Raw genomic sequence first — 15,095 nt, 5'->3', positions numbered from 1 at the left:
ACAATCCGGTAAAACAACTAAGAAATGAAACGCGGTATAACTATCCATACTTCCATGGGACTTTTCCGAAATGACGGCGATGAACGGAAGAAGCCTGAACAGCGGCTTAATAGCCTTGAGATAAACGTTCTGCCGACCGTTTTTTGATGTTTCTTTCACAAAAACGAGCCTAATCTCATAGCGATGCGGCGAGCCATCATAGGCTCTGAATCTGTTGCTCAGTGCGGAAAGCTCAATCCATGCAGTTTCTCACCTGTTTCAACTAACTCGTTGAAGCAACTCCAGTTTATGGTCTACGCTGATCGTGGATCCATTAGTCTAGCCTCCAGGGCTACCTACCTTTGAGCTTTGAGGTGTGCATGAGTCAGGCGTTTCTCCCCTTCTCCCGCCCCAGTATCGGCGATGAAGAGATTGCCGCGGTCGAACAAGTACTGCGCTCTGGCTGGATTACCACCGGCCCGAAAAACCAGGCGCTGGAAGAGCACTTCGCGAACTATATCGGATGCCGCCATGCCGTCGCACTGTCCTCCGCGACGGGCGGTATGCACATTACCCTGCTGGCACTCGGGATCGGTCCAGGCGATGAAGTCATCACGCCTTCGCAGACCTGGGTGTCCACCGCCAACATGATTTGCCTGCTGGGCGCTACACCGGTGTTCGTCGATGTCGATCGCGACACCCTGATGACCGATGTGGCCAGCATCGAAGCGGCGATCACTCCGCGTACCAAGGCCATTATTCCAGTGCACTACGCCGGCGCGGCGTTTGATCTCGATCCGCTTTACGCGCTGGCCGACAAACATGGCATCGCGGTGATCGAAGACGCGGCCCATGCAGCCGGCACCCGCTACAAGGGTCGCCATGTGGGCAGCCAGGGCACGGCGATTTTCTCGTTCCACGCGATCAAGAACATGACCTGCGCCGAGGGCGCGATGTTCGTCACCGACGACGAAGCCCTGGCCTCGCGGGTGCGCATGCTCAAGTTCCACGGTCTGGGCGTCGACGCCTACGACCGCATGACCCACGGGCGCAAGCCCCAGGCCCAGGTGATGGAACCGGGCTTCAAGTACAACCTGGCCGACATCAACGCCGCCATCGCCCTGGTGCAACTGGAGCGACTGGAGGAAATCAACGCCAAACGCACGCAACTGGCGAGCACCTACCTGCAACGCCTGGAAGGCTTGCCGGTTCAGCCGCTGGCCGTTCCGACCTATGCCCAGCAGCATGCCTGGCACCTGTTCATCCTGCGCATCGACCCCGAGCGCTGTGGCCTGGACCGAGAAGCCTTCATGAAAGCCCTGCAGGAGCAGAACATCGGCACCGGCATTCACTTCATCGCCACCCACATGCACACTTACTACCGTCAACGTTTCCCCGACGTTCACCTGCCCAACACCGAATGGAACTCGGCGCGTCTGTGTTCTATCCCGCTGTTCCCCGACATGACCACCGATGACGTCGATCGCGTTGTCGGCGCCATTGAAAACTGCCTGGACACACGCCTGTGAGACCTTATCCGATTAACTTCGTATCGATCGTCATCCCGGTCTACAACGAAGAAGACAGCCTGCCGGAGTTGCTGCGACGCACTGAAGCGGCCTGCGAGCAACTGAACCACAACTACGAAATCGTCCTGGTCGACGACGGCAGCCGCGATGACTCCGCGCACTTGCTGGAAGAGGCCGCGTCCCGCCCCGGCAGCCCGGTGGTCGCGGTCATTCTGAACCGCAACTACGGCCAGCACGCGGCGATCATGGCCGGTTTCGAACAGTGCAAGGGCGACGTGGTCATCACCCTCGACGCCGACCTGCAAAACCCGCCCGAGGAAATTCCGCGCCTGGTCGCCCAGGCCGAGCTCGGCTATGACGTGGTCGCCACCGTGCGCAGCAACCGCCAGGACTCGGCCCTGCGCCGCTGGCCGTCGAAGCTGATCAACCTCGCGGTGCAACGCTCCACCGGCGTCGCCATGAGTGACTACGGCTGCATGTTGCGCGCCTATCGCCGCACCATCGTCGACGCCATGCTCGCCTGCCGCGAACGCAGCACGTTCATCCCGATCCTGGCCAACAGCTTTGCCCGGCACACCACGGAGATCCTCGTGACCCACGCCGAGCGTGAACACGGCGAATCCAAGTACAGCCCGATGCGCCTGATCAACCTGATGTTCGATTTGATCACCTGCATGACCACCACGCCCCTGCGCTTGCTGAGCATTGTCGGTTTCACCATGGCGGGCCTGGGTGCGTTGTTTGCCCTGATGCTGATCGTCCTGCGCCTGGCCTTCGGCGCCAGTTGGGCGGGCGACGGCATGTTCGTGCTGTTTGCCATACTGTTCGTCTTCACTGGCGGCCAATTCATCGGCATGGGCCTGCTGGGTGAATACCTGGGCCGCATGTACAGCGATGTGCGCGCACGCCCCCGATTCTTTATCGAGAAAGTCCTGCGCAGCCAGCCTGCCGCAACCGTTTCCCCGGTCACCGTCGATGGCCTTGTTTCCACTTCTTCAGATCAGGTTCACTCATGAGTTCAAAAGCAGTTGTCTTCGCCTATCACGATATCGGCTGTGCCGGTATTGAATCCCTGCTCAAGGCCGGCTACGAAATCGCAGCCGTCTTTACCCATGCCGATGATCCGAAAGAGAACGCGTTCTACGGGTCCGTGGCACAACTGTGCGCCCGCCATGGCATTGCCGTGCATGCACCGGAAGATGCCAACCACCCGCTGTGGGTCGAGCGCATTGCCAAGCTGCAACCGGACTTCATCTTCTCCTTCTACTACCGCAACCTGCTGAGCGAGTCGCTGCTGGCGACCGCCAGCAAGGGTGCGTTCAACCTGCACGGTTCCCTGCTGCCGCGCTACCGCGGTCGCGCGCCGGCGAACTGGGTGCTGGTCAACGGCGAAACCGAGACCGGCGTCACCCTGCACCGCATGGTCAAGCGCGCCGATGCCGGCGCCATCGTCGCCCAGCAACGCGTGGCGATCGAGCGCAGCGACACCGCGCTGACCCTGCACGGCAAACTGCGCGTCGCCGCCGCTGACCTGCTGCGCGACACCCTGCCTGCGCTGGCGCAAGGCAAAATCAGCGAAACCCCACAGGACGAATCCAAAGCCACGGTGTTTGGCCGACGCACAGCTGCCGACGGCAAGCTGGTCTGGAGCCAGCCGGCGGAAAAACTGTTCAATCTGGTCCGCGCCGTGACCCAGCCATATCCGGGCGCTTTCTGCGCGGTGGGCGAGCACAAGCTGATCGTCTGGAGCGCCGAAGTCGTCAAGGGCAACGAAGGCCTGGCGCCGGGCCGCGTGATCAGCGTCGATCCGCTGCGCATCGCCTGTGGTGAAGACTCGCTGGTGATCAACGCCGGTCAGCGCAACGACAACGGCCTGTACCTGAGCGGCCCGCAACTGGCCAATGAACTGGGCCTGGTGGACGGTTCGGTGCTGCGTGGTGCCGAATCCGGCCGCGCGCCACGCCGCACGCGTGTACTGATCCTCGGCGTCAACGGCTTCATCGGCAATCACCTGTCCGAACGCCTGCTGCGTGATGACCGCTACGAAGTCTATGGCCTGGACATCGGCTCGGACGCGATCGACCGCTTGCGCAGCCATCCCAACTTCCACTTCGTCGAAGGCGACATCAGCATTCACTCCGAGTGGATCGAGTACCACATCAAGAAGTGCGACGTGGTCCTGCCACTGGTGGCGATCGCCACGCCGATCGAATACACCCGCAACCCGCTGCGCGTATTCGAACTGGACTTCGAAGAGAACCTGAAACTGGTTCGCTACTGCGTCAAGTACAACAAGCGGGTGATCTTCCCGTCGACCTCGGAAGTCTATGGCATGTGCCAGGACAACAACTTCGACGAAGACAACTCCAACCTCATCGTCGGTCCGATCAACAAGCAACGCTGGATCTATTCCGTTTCCAAGCAACTGCTCGACCGCGTGATCTGGGCCTACGGCCAGAAAGGCCTGAACTTCACCCTGTTCCGTCCATTCAACTGGATGGGCCCACGTCTGGACCGTCTGGACTCGGCACGTATCGGCAGCTCCCGCGCCATTACCCAGTTGATCCTGAACCTGGTGGAAGGCACGCCGATCCGCCTGTTCGACGGTGGCGAGCAGAAGCGCTGCTTCACCGACATCGCCGACGGCGTCGAAGCCCTCGCGCGGATCATCGACAACGACAACGACGTCTGCAACGGCCAGATCATCAACATCGGCAACCCGGAAAACGAAGCCAGCATTCGTCAGTTGGGCGAAGAGTTGCTGCGTCAGTTCGAAGCTCACCCGCTGCGCGCCAACTTCCCTCCGTTCGCCGGCTTCCGCGATATCGAGAGCAAGGCGTTCTACGGCACCGGTTACCAGGACGTGTCGCACCGCAAACCGAGCATCGCCAACGCCAAGCGCCTGCTGGACTGGACGCCAACCGTGGAGATGAGCGAGACCATCGGCAACACCCTGGACTTCTTCCTGCGTGAAGCCATGCTCGAAATCGCGGACAAGCGTTAATGCAAGCAGGTCTACGCATCGATGTGGATACCTACCGAGGCACCCGTGAGGGGGTGCCCCGGCTCCTGGAAATCCTGGAAGAAGCACAGGTCAAGGCGACGTTTTTTTTCAGTGTCGGGCCGGACAACATGGGGCGCCACTTGTGGCGCCTGATCCGCCCGCAGTTCCTCTGGAAGATGCTGCGCTCCAATGCCGCCGGCCTCTACGGCTGGGACATTTTGCTCGCTGGCACCGCCTGGCCGGGCAAACCGATCGGCCGCGACCTGGGGCATCTGATGCGTCAGGCTCGCGACGCCGGGCATGAAGTCGGTCTGCACGCCTGGGACCACCACGGCTGGCAAGCCAATGCCGGCCGCTGGGATGACGCCCGACTGATCGAACAGATCCGCCAGGGCGTGGACACCCTCAGCGACATTCTCGGGGAAAAAATCACTTGCTCGGCCGCCGCCGGCTGGCGCGCGGACGAACGTGTGATCGAAGCCAAACAGCGTTTCGGCTTTCGCTACAACAGCGACTGTCGCGGCCATAACCTGTTCCAGCCCCGGCTGGCGGATGGCTCGCTGGGCACGCCACAGATCCCGGTGGACCTGCCGACCTTTGACGAGGTAGTCGGCCCGAACGTCGCCGCCAGTGACTTCAACCGTTTCATTCTCGACCGGTTCACCCCGGAACAACTCAACGTCTACACGATTCACGCGGAAGTAGAAGGGATTCTGATGGCCAATGATTTTCGCCAGCTGCTGGCCGATGCACGCCAGCGCGGTATTCGTTTCCAACCCTTGGGCGATCTGCTGCCCGAAGTCCCCGGCAACCTGCCCAGCGGCCGCGTAGTGCGCGGTGCACTTGATGGGCGCGAAGGCTGGCTGGGAGTGCAAGGCGCATGACCAGACGCTGGGCGTTGCCTCTATTGCTGGCGATCATGGCGCTGGCGTACCTGTTGCCACTGGCCAGCCATGGTTTGTGGATTCCTGATGAAACCCGCTACGCCCAGATCAGCCAGGACATGTTGCTGAGCGGCAACTGGGTCTCGCCGCATTTCATGACCGTACGGTATTTCGAAAAACCGGTCGCCGGTTACTGGATGATCGCTCTCGGACAGGCAATTTTCGGACAGAACCTGTTCGGGGTGCGTTTCGCGTCGGCGTTGAGCACGGCCCTGAGCGTCGTGCTGTGCTACCTGATCGCCGGCCGATTGTGGAACCAGCCGCGCAAGAGCTTCGCCTGCGCGCTGCTGTACATGAGTTTCACCGTGATCGCCGGCGCCGCCGGCTACGCCAACCTCGACCCGCAATTCACCTTCTGGGTCAACCTGAGCCTGGTGGCCTTGTGGTTTGCCCTGGACAGCACCGGACGAGGCCGCCTGCTCGGCTGGGCAACGCTGGGACTGGCCTGCGGCATGGGTTTCATGACCAAGGGCTTTCTCGCCTGGCTGCTGCCGGTACTGATTGCCCTGCCCTGGGTGATCTGGCAGAAGCGCTGGCGCGAGCTTTTGACTTACGGCCCGCTGGCGATTGGCGTGGCCGTCGTCGTGAGCCTGCCTTGGGCCTTGGCGGTGCATGCCCGGGAACCGGACTACTGGCGTTTCTTCTTCTGGCACGAACACATCCGCCGTTTTGCCGGGGACGATGCCCAGCACAACGCTCCATTTTGGTACTACCTGCCGCTGCTACTGGGGTTCAGCGTGCCATGGCTGGCGTTGCTGCCTCCAGCGCTGAAGCAGGCCTGGGACAACCGGCGTCAGTCCAATATCGCCTTCCTTCTGTTGTGGTTGTTGATGCCACTGTTCTTTTTCAGCCTGAGCAAGGGCAAGTTGCCGGCCTACATTCTGCCGTGCCTGTTGCCACTGGCCCTGTTGTTGGGCAATGCGCTGGCCGATCGCCTGAATCTCGAGCAGGAACGCACCCTCCGGATCAACGGCCTGCTGAACCTGAGCGTCGGCGTGCTGGCCCTGTTGGCCGTGGTTTACCTGCAACTGAAGAAACCGATCTACGACCACGAGCTGCATAACCTGATGCTGGTGTTCATCGGTCTGGTCGGCTGGATCATGAGCAACCTGCTGCAAGCCTTCCGCCCGCTGCAATGCTGGGCCGCACCTGCATTCGGCAGCCTGTTGCTGGTGGGCTTGCTGCCAGCGGCGCTGCCCAATTCAGTGGTCGCCAACAAGATGCCCGACCAGTTCATCCTCGATCACGCCGCTGAGCTTGGCCAGGCGCACCAGTTGCTGAGCAATGACCTGGGCGCCGCGTCAGCCCTGTCCTGGCGCCTGAAGCGCCCGAATGTGGCTTTGTTCAACACGATAGGCGAATTGAAATATGGTCTGGCATACCCTGATGCGCTGAAGCAGCGCGTCGACCCGGACCAGGTGCAGCAGTGGATGGAAAACGCGCGCCAGCAAGGTCCGGTGGGCGTCGTGATGCGGGTCAAGGGAGATGACGAGCTGCGCGAACTTGAACAATTGCCCAAGGAAGGCAAGCGTTATGAACAAGGCAACTTAGTGATTCTGATCATTCCACAGGCGACGCCATGAGCCTCGCCTTGCTGTTGACTGCCTGCCTGCTGACCTGTTTGGGGCAGATTGCCCAGAAGTACGCCGTGGAAAGCTGGCGCGGACGCGTCACGGGCTGGGGCGAAAAATTGCTTTCGCCCTGGCTGTGGCTGGCGCTGGCGGCTTTGGGCTCGGGCCTGCTGGTGTGGCTGCTGGTGCTGCAACGCCTGGAAGTCAGCATCGCCTACCCGATGCTCAGCCTCAATTTTGTGCTGATTACCCTGATCGCCCGCTTCGTTTTCCGCGAACACATCGACCAGCGCCACTGGCTGGGCGTTGCCCTGGTGATCGGCGGCGTGGCCTTGTTGGGGCAACATGCATGAACGCCCGTCGCGGTATCACCTTCGCCCTGGGCAGCGTGCTGCTGGTCAGCGGTGCCCAACTGGGCATGCGCTGGAGCATGAGCCGCCTGCCCTCCCCCGAGCACTGGCTGGGCGCCGACATCCCGCTCGGCCCGCTGGCCGTGGTGTTCGGTGCGATCCTCGCCTACGCCCTGTCGATGCTCTGCTGGCTCATGGCCCTGCGTGACCTGCCCCTCGGTCGCGCCTACTCGCTGCTGAGCATCAGCTATGCACTCGTGTACCTGGCCGCAGCGAGCCTGCCGCTTTTTCACGAAGATTTCAGTCTTTCTAAAAGCCTTGGAGTGGCACTGGTCATCCTTGGCGTCATCACCATCAACTCTCGACCTGTTCAAGCGCCTGAACCCAGGAATGCCCCATGAAAATCAGTGTATTTGGTAGCGGTTATGTTGGTCTGGTCCAGGCTGCCGTCCTGGCTGAAGTCGGCCATGACGTCGTGTGCATGGATATCGACGAGAAAAAAGTCGAACTGTTGAAGCAGGGTCATGTGAGCATTTTCGAACCGGGGCTGGCCAGCCTTGTGCGCGAAAGCCTGGACGCCAAACGCCTGCAGTTCACCAGCGATGAAAAATTTGCCGTGCAACACGGGCAGGTATTGTTCATCGCCGTCGGCACGCCGTCCCGCGAGGACGGTTCGGCGGACTTGCGTTACGTGTTGTCGGTGGGTGAAGCGGTGGCGCGCCACCGTGAGCAACCGGTGATTCTGGTGGAGAAATCCACGGTACCGGTGGGCACGGGGGATACGCTGCGCGAACACATCGACCAGTACCTGCTCAAGGCCGGACGCGTGTTGCAGTTCGATATCGTCTCCAACCCCGAATTTCTCAAGGAAGGCTCGGCCGTGGCCGATTGCCGCCGTCCGGACCGCATCATCATCGGCTGCGAGCGCGATGAGGTACGCGACGTGATGCGCGACTTGTACGCACCGTTCAACCGCAACCATGACCGCGTCATGTTCATGGACCTGCGCAGTGCCGAACTGACCAAGTACGCCGCCAACTGCATGCTGGCGACCAAGATCAGCTTCATCAACCAGATCGCCGAACTGGCCGAGCACCTGGGAGCCGACATCGAATCGGTACGCCTGGGGATCGGCGCCGACTCGCGGATTGGTTACCACTTCATCTACCCCGGCTGCGGCTATGGTGGCTCGTGCTTCCCCAAGGACATGCGCGCCCTGATCCACAGTGCCGAAGAGGCCCATTGCTCCAGCGACCTGCTGCAAGCGGTGGAAGCCATCAACCAACGGCAGAAACACAAGCTGTTCGAACGCATCAAGGCCTTCTACAAAGGCGATTTGCGCGGCAAGACCTTCGCCCTGTGGGGCCTGGCGTTCAAGCCCAACACCGACGACATGCGCGATGCACCGAGCCGCGTACTGCTCGAGGCCCTGTGGGCCGCTGGTGCCAGCGTTCGCGCGTTCGACCCGGAAGCGATGCAGGAAACCCAGAAGCTGTATCCCGATGAAGAGAAGCTGATGCTCATGGGCACCCCGGAATCGGTGCTGCACGGTGCCGATGCGCTGATCGTCTGCACTGAATGGCAGCAGTTCAAGGCGCCGGATTTCGACCTGATTCGCCAACGCCTCAAGGCCCCGGTGATCTTCGACGGCCGCAACCTGTACGACGCCGACCGCCTGGCGCGCAGCGGCTTCACTTACTTCCCGATGGGTCGCGGCGAATCGCGCAATTTGCCGATTCCTCATCAACAATGGCCTGCAGAGTCGGTGGTCGCTTAACCTTCATGTCCCCGAGTATTCGCCGATAGTCCCTTGTAGCCGGACTGTTGGCGATGCTGCTGTTTATCGCCGGGGTCTATCAACAGGCCCCCATCAACTTCGTGATGGACATGCACAAATCCAAGACCCTGCAAGGAACGCCCCTGAGCGCGTTGCCGCCTGTATTGAGTGGCCGGTTCGATAAAAACGAGTTCGTGCTGTTGCACCTTAAACCGTAAGCTACTGTCCTCAAGCAGGTCGCTGATCGCTATCTGAAAAAGGACATTTCCCCGCCGTGGCCACTTACTCACTCGTTATCCGAAGACTGCTAATCTGCTCGCTGACGATCGTCATCAGCCGCGCCATCACCAGCCCGATGCTCACGTTGTTTCTCAGCAACAAGCTTGGCCTCAACCAACAGGACGTTGGCCTGCTGCTGGGCATCGCGCTGTTCATCGCTACCCTGCTCGCGCTCTATGGCGGCTATATCATCGACCGCTTCGAAAAGCGCCGCCTGCTGATTCTGACCATGCTGTCCAGTGCCATCGGCCTGGTGCTGCTGACATTCGCCAAAAACCTCTACCTGACCACCACCATCCTGGTGGTGACCGAAACCGCCTCGGCGCTGTTCCTTATCGGCTCCAAGGCGATCCTCAGCGAGAACCTGCCGGTGGGCCAACGGGCCAAAGCATTTTCCCTGACCTACACCCTGACCAATATCGGTTATGCCGTCGGGCCGATGCTCGGCGTGGTGATTGCCGGTATCTATCCGGTCGCACCGTTCCTGATCGCCGCTGCCATCGCGTTTTTCAGCATCTTTTTGATGACCGGCATTGCCCGGGAGCCCGCACTGACGCCAGCAACGGGTCAGGCCCAAAGCTTCCTGAAAACACTGATGACGCTGAAAAACGACCGCACCCTGATCATTTTCACCCTCGGTTGCCTGCTCATTACCGTGGTGCACGGCCGCTTCACCTTTTACCTGTCGCAGTACCTGCTGGTCACCAGCGACGACCAGAACACCCTGAAAGTCATGGCCGCCCTGCTCGCCTGCAACGCGATCAGCGTGATCCTGCTGCAGTATCAGGTCGGGCGCTTCCTCAAACGTGAGCATTTGCGCTATTGGATCGCCGTGGGCACCGGCCTGTTCATCCTTGGAATGATCGGCTTCAGCCTGGCCGATAGCGTATTGAGCTGGTGCGTGGCCATGTTCATCTTCACCCTCGGGGAGATCATCATTTACCCGGCCGAATTCCTCTTCATCGACACCCTGGCCCCGGAAGAGCTGCGCGGCAGTTACTACGGCGCACAGAACCTGGCCGCCGTCGGGGGTGCCCTGAGTCCGATCATTTGCGGCTTCCTGTTGATGCACACACCGGCGCCGACGATGTTCTACGCCTTGAGCGTACTCGCGGCGCTGGGTGGCGCCTTGTGCTACATGAGTGGACGACGCGTGGCCTTACATCAGAATTAATGAACTGAAGCTTCATTAATATGAATTTGTCAGTAACGCTTGATCTGGGCAAACTATCGTCGTTCCTCCCCCAATAGTTGGAACACCTTCAAGGGCTTTCTGGGTATTCCCGGCAAGCCTTTTTTTTACCTCAGGTTTTTGTCTTCGGAACGGTTTTCATCATGCTCGCTCGCTGGTTGCCCGCCGCTATCAATACTCGCCCCACGGAATGGAGCCGTGCCGCCATCGGCATGGCCTTCGGCACACTGTTCAGTGTCTGGCTGTGCAGCCTGGTGTTTGGCATCGAAGTGGCCCAGCATTTGATCGGTCCGCTGGGCGCCTCCGCGGTACTGCTGTTTGCCGTGTCCTCCGGAGCGCTGGCGCAACCCTGGTCGATTGTCGGTGGCTACCTGTGCGCCGGGGTGATGGCGCTGCTGGTGGCCCATGTGCTGGGCCGCACGCTGGGCAGCGCGTGCCTGGCGGCGGGCATGGCGGTGATTCTGATGTGCTGGCTGCGTTGCCTGCATCCCCCGGCCGGCGCGGTCGCGGCGACCATGGTGCTGGCTGACCCCGCAACGATTGCCCTGGACTGGATGGCGCTGGGACCGGTGATGCTCAGCGCCTTTGCCATGCTGGCCTGCGCCCTGGCCTATAACAACCTGACGCGCATCCGCTACCCCAAGCGCCCCAGCGAGCCGGTGCCCATGGTGCCTGCCGATCACCCGCCCATCGACAGCCAGGCGATCACCGCCGAAGACTTGAAGCGGGCCCTGGCCGATATGGAAGCCTTTATAGATGTCACCCCGGAAGATCTGGAGCAGTTGATTCACACCAGTGAGCTGCATGCCAAGCGGCGCAGCATTGGTGAAGTCCTGAGCCGTACCAGCGCCTGACATCACGAACTGCTTTGCTTTTGTGGGAGCAAGGCTTGCCCGCGATGGCGATTTAAAGTACGCCATCGCGGGCAAGCCTTGCTCCCACAAAGCAAGAGCAAAAGCGAATGCATTTGCAAAAATGCAGACAGCACCTGCACATATCCCCGTTGTACATCACAAATTTGCACTGTTACGATCCTGCAACGCTCGCGCGCGAGCTTCTGAATAAAGAACAATAAAAGCAGGGAGTTAGTGATGACTGCTCAGGTTACATCGAAGCCAGGCCGGCCCATGGATGCCCCGCAAGATGACGTGCTGGCCGAAGTCCGCAACCATATCGGTCACCTGACCCTCAACCGCCCCAGCGGCCTCAATGCCCTTACATTGGACATGGTTCGCCAGCTGCACCGCCAGCTCGACGCCTGGGCGCAGGATCCACAGGTCCATGCCGTGGTCTTGCGCGGCGCCGGCGAAAAAGCCTTTTGTGCCGGCGGCGACATTCGTTCGCTGCACGACAGCTTCAAAAGCGGCGACACCCTGCACGTCGATTTCTTCGTCGAGGAATACGCCCTCGACATCGCCATTCACCACTACCGCAAACCCGTACTGGCCCTGATGGACGGCTTCGTCCTCGGCGGTGGCATGGGCCTGGTGCAAGGTGCCGACTTGCGGGTAGTCACCGAACGTAGCCGGCTGGCGATGCCGGAAGTCGGTATCGGTTATTTCCCGGATGTCGGCGGCAGTTACTTCCTGCCGCGGGTGCCGGGCGAGCTGGGGATCTATCTTGGGGTCAGTGGCGTGCAGATCCGTGCGGCTGATGCCCTGTATTGCGGCCTGGCCGACTGGTACCTGGACAGCAGCAAGCTGGCGACGCTCGACGAAAAACTCGACCGTCTGCAATGGCGCGACACACCGCTCAAGGACCTTCAGGGCGTGCTGGCGAAACTCGCCGTGCAGCAACTGCCCGATGCGCCGCTAGAGACACTGCGCCCGGCCATCGACCACTTCTTCGCCTTGCCCGATGTGCCGAGTATTGTTGAACAACTGCGCGAAGTGACGGTTGCCGACAGCCATGAATGGGCCTTGAACACCGCCGACCTGCTGGCCACCCGCTCCCCCGTGGCCATGGCAGTCACCCTGGAAATGCTCCGTCGCGGCCGCCAACTGAGCCTGGAGCAATGCTTCGCCCTTGAGCTGCACCTGGACCGCCAGTGGTTCGAGCGCGGCGACCTGATCGAAGGCGTGCGCGCCTTGCTGATCGACAAAGACAAGAACCCGCGCTGGAACCCGCCGACCCTGCAGGCGCTGGACGCCGCACAAGTGGCGAGTTTCTTCAGCGGGTTTGACCAGAGCGGGAACTGAGCCATGCACGACATCGAACTGAGCGAAGAACAAATCATGATCCGCGACATGGCCCGGGATTTCGCCCGTGGCGAGATAGCGCCCCACGCCCAGGCCTGGGAAAAAGCCGGCTGGATCGACGACGCCCTGGTGGCAAAGATGGGTGAGCTGGGTCTGTTGGGCATGGTGGTCCCCGAGGAATGGGGCGGCACCTATGTCGACTACGTCGCCTATGCCCTGGCGGTGGAAGAGATTTCCGCCGGCGACGGAGCCACCGGCGCGTTCATGAGCATCCACAACTCCGTGGGCTGCGGCCCGGTGCTCAACTACGGCAGCGAAGAACAGAAACAGACCTGGCTGGCGGACCTGGCCAGTGGCCAGACCATTGGCTGCTTCTGCCTGACCGAACCCCAGGCCGGTTCCGAAGCGCACAACCTGCGCACCCGCGCCGAACTGCGTGACGGCCAATGGGTGATCAACGGCGCCAAGCAATTCGTCAGCAACGGCAAACGGGCGAAACTGGCCATCGTGTTTGCAGTGACCGACCCGGACCTGGGCAAGCGCGGCATCTCGGCGTTCCTGGTGCCCACCGACACCCAAGGCTTCATCGTCGACCGCACCGAGCACAAAATGGGCATCCGCGCCTCGGACACCTGCGCCGTCACCCTGAACAACTGCACCATCCCTGAAGCCAATCTGCTGGGTGAGCGCGGCAAGGGCCTGGCCATCGCTTTGTCCAACCTCGAAGGCGGTCGTATCGGCATTGCCGCCCAGGCACTGGGCATTGCCCGCGCGGCGTTCGAAGCGGCACTGGCCTACTCCCGCGACCGCGTGCAGTTCGCCAAGCCGATCATCGAACACCAGAGCATCGCCAACCTGCTGGCGGACATGCACATGCAGATCAACGCCGCACGGCTGATGATCCTCCACGCCGCGCGCCTGCGCAGCGCCGGCAAACCCTGCCTCTCGGAAGCGTCCCAGGCCAAGCTGTTTGCCTCGGAAATGGCGGAAAAGGTCTGCTCGTCAGCAATTCAGATTCATGGCGGCTACGGATATCTGGAAGATTATCCGGTCGAGAAGTACTACCGGGATGCGCGGATCACCCAGATCTATGAAGGGTCGAGCGAGATACAGCGGATGGTGATCGCCCGAGAACTGAAAAACTACTTGGTGTGACCACCTGTAGGAGCGAGCCTGCTCGCGATGGACGTCAACGATAACGCGCCCCGTCTGAATGAACGCGTTGCCCGGACGTTTTTCGCGAGCAGGCTCGCTCCTACAATGAATCTCATGAGCTGCAGAGATCCACTGTGGGAGCGGGCTTGCCCGCGATGGCGTCGGTACAGACGCCGATTGAATCAATCCTGCCCGCTACGCTTCACCGCCCTCACCCCCAACGCCGCCAGATCACTCTCTCCTTCCCCCAACGCCACCGCATCCAGCAGGTTATCGCGCAGCACGCTGGCAAACGGCAGCGGCACATGATTCGGTTCGCCCGCCCTCAATGCCAATCCCACATCCTTCAGCCCCAGTCGCAAAGTGAACCCCGCCCCTTCGGTTTCTCGCCGGGCGATCTTCGGCCCATAGACCTTGTAGGCCGGCGCCGCGAACAGGGTGCTGGTGATGAAATCGACAAAATCGCTGTTGGCCACGCCATAACTTTGGGTCAACGCCATCGCTTCGCCCGTGGCTTCGATGGCGCTGATCAGCATCATGTTGGTGGCGATTTTCAGGATGCTCGCATTGACCGGATCTTCGCCCATCGGCCAGGTTTTCTGTCCCAGCACGTCAAGCAACGGTTGCACCCTGGCAATGGCCGCTTGCGGTCCGGCGACAGCGATGTTGAGCATGCCGGATTCAGCCAGGTCATTGCGCCCGAACACCGGCGCGGCAATCAACTCCACCCCGGCGCTGGCGTGCAGTTGCGCCATTTCACGAACAAAGGCCACCGACAGCGTCGCCATGCTCAGGTGAATCAATCCCGGCTGGCTCGACGCCAGGGCGCCGCTGTCGATGAGAATGCTGCGGCTCACGGCGTCGTCGGCGAGCATGCTGATCACCACGTCGGCATCGAACGCCTCGCGAGGATGGCTCGCGGCAACGGCGCCCTGCTTCACCAGCGCCTCGACCGCGGCCGGACTGCGGTTCCACACCCGCACCTGATGCCCGGCCTTGAGGAGATTGGCGGCCATGCCCTTGCCCATGGAACCCAGCCCGATAAACCCTATGCGCATGACGATCCTCCGCAAATCTCAATACTCCTTCGGTTGATCCACCGTAATCGCGAGCAGGC

Annotated in this window: 14 protein-coding genes; 13 read left to right on the top strand and 1 reads right to left on the bottom strand. The window is 61.2% G+C overall.

Annotated features, from left to right (window positions below):
* Positions 1 to 359 precede the first annotated feature (359 nt).
* The 13 genes from arnB to DKY63_RS02460 all read left to right on the top strand — a co-directional run bounded on the left by arnB (position 360) and on the right by DKY63_RS02460 (position 13,978).
* Complete coding sequence (gene arnB / locus DKY63_RS02515; RefSeq protein ID WP_110962662.1) at positions 360 to 1,508, top strand: UDP-4-amino-4-deoxy-L-arabinose aminotransferase; 1,149 nt, start codon at positions 360 to 362, stop codon at positions 1,506 to 1,508.
* Positions 1,505 to 2,524 carry an undecaprenyl-phosphate 4-deoxy-4-formamido-L-arabinose transferase gene (arnC, locus tag DKY63_RS02510; protein WP_110962661.1) on the top strand — a complete coding sequence of 340 codons (1,020 nt, stop codon included), beginning with the start codon at positions 1,505 to 1,507 and terminating at the stop codon, positions 2,522 to 2,524. The genes arnB and arnC overlap by 4 nt, the downstream gene beginning before the upstream one ends.
* A complete protein-coding gene (arnA, locus tag DKY63_RS02505) occupies positions 2,521 to 4,512 on the top strand; it encodes a bifunctional UDP-4-amino-4-deoxy-L-arabinose formyltransferase/UDP-glucuronic acid oxidase ArnA (RefSeq protein WP_110962660.1) in 1,992 nt (663 codons plus the stop codon). Before arnC ends, arnA begins: the two co-directional genes overlap by 4 nt.
* Positions 4,512 to 5,396, top strand: a complete 885-nt coding sequence (gene arnD, locus DKY63_RS02500; RefSeq protein ID WP_110962659.1) for a 4-deoxy-4-formamido-L-arabinose-phosphoundecaprenol deformylase — start codon at positions 4,512 to 4,514, stop codon at positions 5,394 to 5,396. The genes arnA and arnD overlap by 1 nt, the downstream gene beginning before the upstream one ends.
* Complete coding sequence (gene arnT / locus DKY63_RS02495) at positions 5,393 to 7,039, top strand: lipid IV(A) 4-amino-4-deoxy-L-arabinosyltransferase (RefSeq protein WP_110962658.1); 1,647 nt, start codon at positions 5,393 to 5,395, stop codon at positions 7,037 to 7,039. The genes arnD and arnT overlap by 4 nt, the downstream gene beginning before the upstream one ends.
* Positions 7,036 to 7,380 (top strand): 4-amino-4-deoxy-L-arabinose-phosphoundecaprenol flippase subunit ArnE, encoded by a 345-nt coding sequence (arnE, locus tag DKY63_RS02490; protein WP_110962657.1) that lies wholly within the window; start codon positions 7,036 to 7,038, stop codon positions 7,378 to 7,380. Before arnT ends, arnE begins: the two co-directional genes overlap by 4 nt.
* Positions 7,377 to 7,778 carry a 4-amino-4-deoxy-L-arabinose-phosphoundecaprenol flippase subunit ArnF gene (gene arnF / locus DKY63_RS02485; protein ID WP_110962656.1) on the top strand — a complete coding sequence of 134 codons (402 nt, stop codon included), beginning with the start codon at positions 7,377 to 7,379 and terminating at the stop codon, positions 7,776 to 7,778. The genes arnE and arnF overlap by 4 nt, the downstream gene beginning before the upstream one ends.
* On the top strand, positions 7,775 to 9,154 hold the full coding sequence (locus tag DKY63_RS02480; protein ID WP_110962655.1) for a UDP-glucose dehydrogenase family protein: 1,380 nt from the start codon (positions 7,775 to 7,777) through the stop codon (positions 9,152 to 9,154). The genes arnF and DKY63_RS02480 overlap by 4 nt, the downstream gene beginning before the upstream one ends.
* A gap of 53 nt (positions 9,155 to 9,207) precedes the next feature.
* Positions 9,208 to 9,372, top strand: a complete 165-nt coding sequence (locus DKY63_RS32070) for a hypothetical protein (protein WP_162634804.1) — start codon at positions 9,208 to 9,210, stop codon at positions 9,370 to 9,372.
* A gap of 56 nt (positions 9,373 to 9,428) precedes the next feature.
* The gene (locus tag DKY63_RS02475) at positions 9,429 to 10,607 is read left to right on the top strand and encodes an MFS transporter (RefSeq protein WP_110962654.1); all 1,179 of its coding nucleotides are present in this window, start codon (positions 9,429 to 9,431) and stop codon (positions 10,605 to 10,607) included.
* A gap of 161 nt (positions 10,608 to 10,768) precedes the next feature.
* Positions 10,769 to 11,479, top strand: coding sequence for an HPP family protein (locus tag DKY63_RS02470; protein ID WP_110962653.1), 711 nt, complete (start codon positions 10,769 to 10,771; stop codon positions 11,477 to 11,479).
* Positions 11,480 to 11,716: 237 nt separating this feature from the next.
* A complete protein-coding gene (locus tag DKY63_RS02465; protein WP_110962652.1) occupies positions 11,717 to 12,823 on the top strand; it encodes an enoyl-CoA hydratase/isomerase family protein in 1,107 nt (368 codons plus the stop codon).
* Positions 12,824 to 12,826: 3 nt separating this feature from the next.
* A complete protein-coding gene (locus DKY63_RS02460) occupies positions 12,827 to 13,978 on the top strand; it encodes an acyl-CoA dehydrogenase family protein (protein ID WP_110962651.1) in 1,152 nt (383 codons plus the stop codon).
* 182 nt (positions 13,979 to 14,160) lie between these two features.
* On the opposite strand, the gene DKY63_RS02455 is transcribed toward DKY63_RS02460, so the two are convergent.
* The gene (locus DKY63_RS02455; protein ID WP_110962650.1) at positions 14,161 to 15,036 is read right to left on the bottom strand and encodes an NAD(P)-dependent oxidoreductase; all 876 of its coding nucleotides are present in this window, start codon (positions 15,034 to 15,036) and stop codon (positions 14,161 to 14,163) included.
* Positions 15,037 to 15,095: the final 59 nt, after the last annotated feature.

This window comes from Pseudomonas putida (genome assembly GCF_003228315.1).
Taxonomy (GTDB): domain Bacteria; phylum Pseudomonadota; class Gammaproteobacteria; order Pseudomonadales; family Pseudomonadaceae; genus Aquipseudomonas; species Aquipseudomonas putida_S.
This window is presented reverse-complemented; position numbering and strand designations above follow the sequence as displayed.

Coding starts and splice junctions, on each gene's coding strand:
- arnA (WP_110962660.1), top strand. CDS start 2,521: ATGAGTTCAAAAGCAGTTGTCTTCGCCTATCACGATATCGGCTGTGCC.
- arnE (WP_110962657.1), top strand. CDS start 7,036: ATGAGCCTCGCCTTGCTGTTGACTGCCTGCCTGCTGACCTGTTTGGGG.
- DKY63_RS02455 (WP_110962650.1), bottom strand. CDS start 15,036: ATGCGCATAGGGTTTATCGGGCTGGGTTCCATGGGCAAGGGCATGGCC.
- arnD (WP_110962659.1), top strand. CDS start 4,512: ATGCAAGCAGGTCTACGCATCGATGTGGATACCTACCGAGGCACCCGT.
- DKY63_RS32070 (WP_162634804.1), top strand. CDS start 9,208: ATGCTGCTGTTTATCGCCGGGGTCTATCAACAGGCCCCCATCAACTTC.
- DKY63_RS02460 (WP_110962651.1), top strand. CDS start 12,827: ATGCACGACATCGAACTGAGCGAAGAACAAATCATGATCCGCGACATG.
- DKY63_RS02480 (WP_110962655.1), top strand. CDS start 7,775: ATGAAAATCAGTGTATTTGGTAGCGGTTATGTTGGTCTGGTCCAGGCT.
- DKY63_RS02470 (WP_110962653.1), top strand. CDS start 10,769: ATGCTCGCTCGCTGGTTGCCCGCCGCTATCAATACTCGCCCCACGGAA.
- arnF (WP_110962656.1), top strand. CDS start 7,377: ATGAACGCCCGTCGCGGTATCACCTTCGCCCTGGGCAGCGTGCTGCTG.
- arnB (WP_110962662.1), top strand. CDS start 360: ATGAGTCAGGCGTTTCTCCCCTTCTCCCGCCCCAGTATCGGCGATGAA.
- arnT (WP_110962658.1), top strand. CDS start 5,393: ATGACCAGACGCTGGGCGTTGCCTCTATTGCTGGCGATCATGGCGCTG.
- DKY63_RS02465 (WP_110962652.1), top strand. CDS start 11,717: ATGACTGCTCAGGTTACATCGAAGCCAGGCCGGCCCATGGATGCCCCG.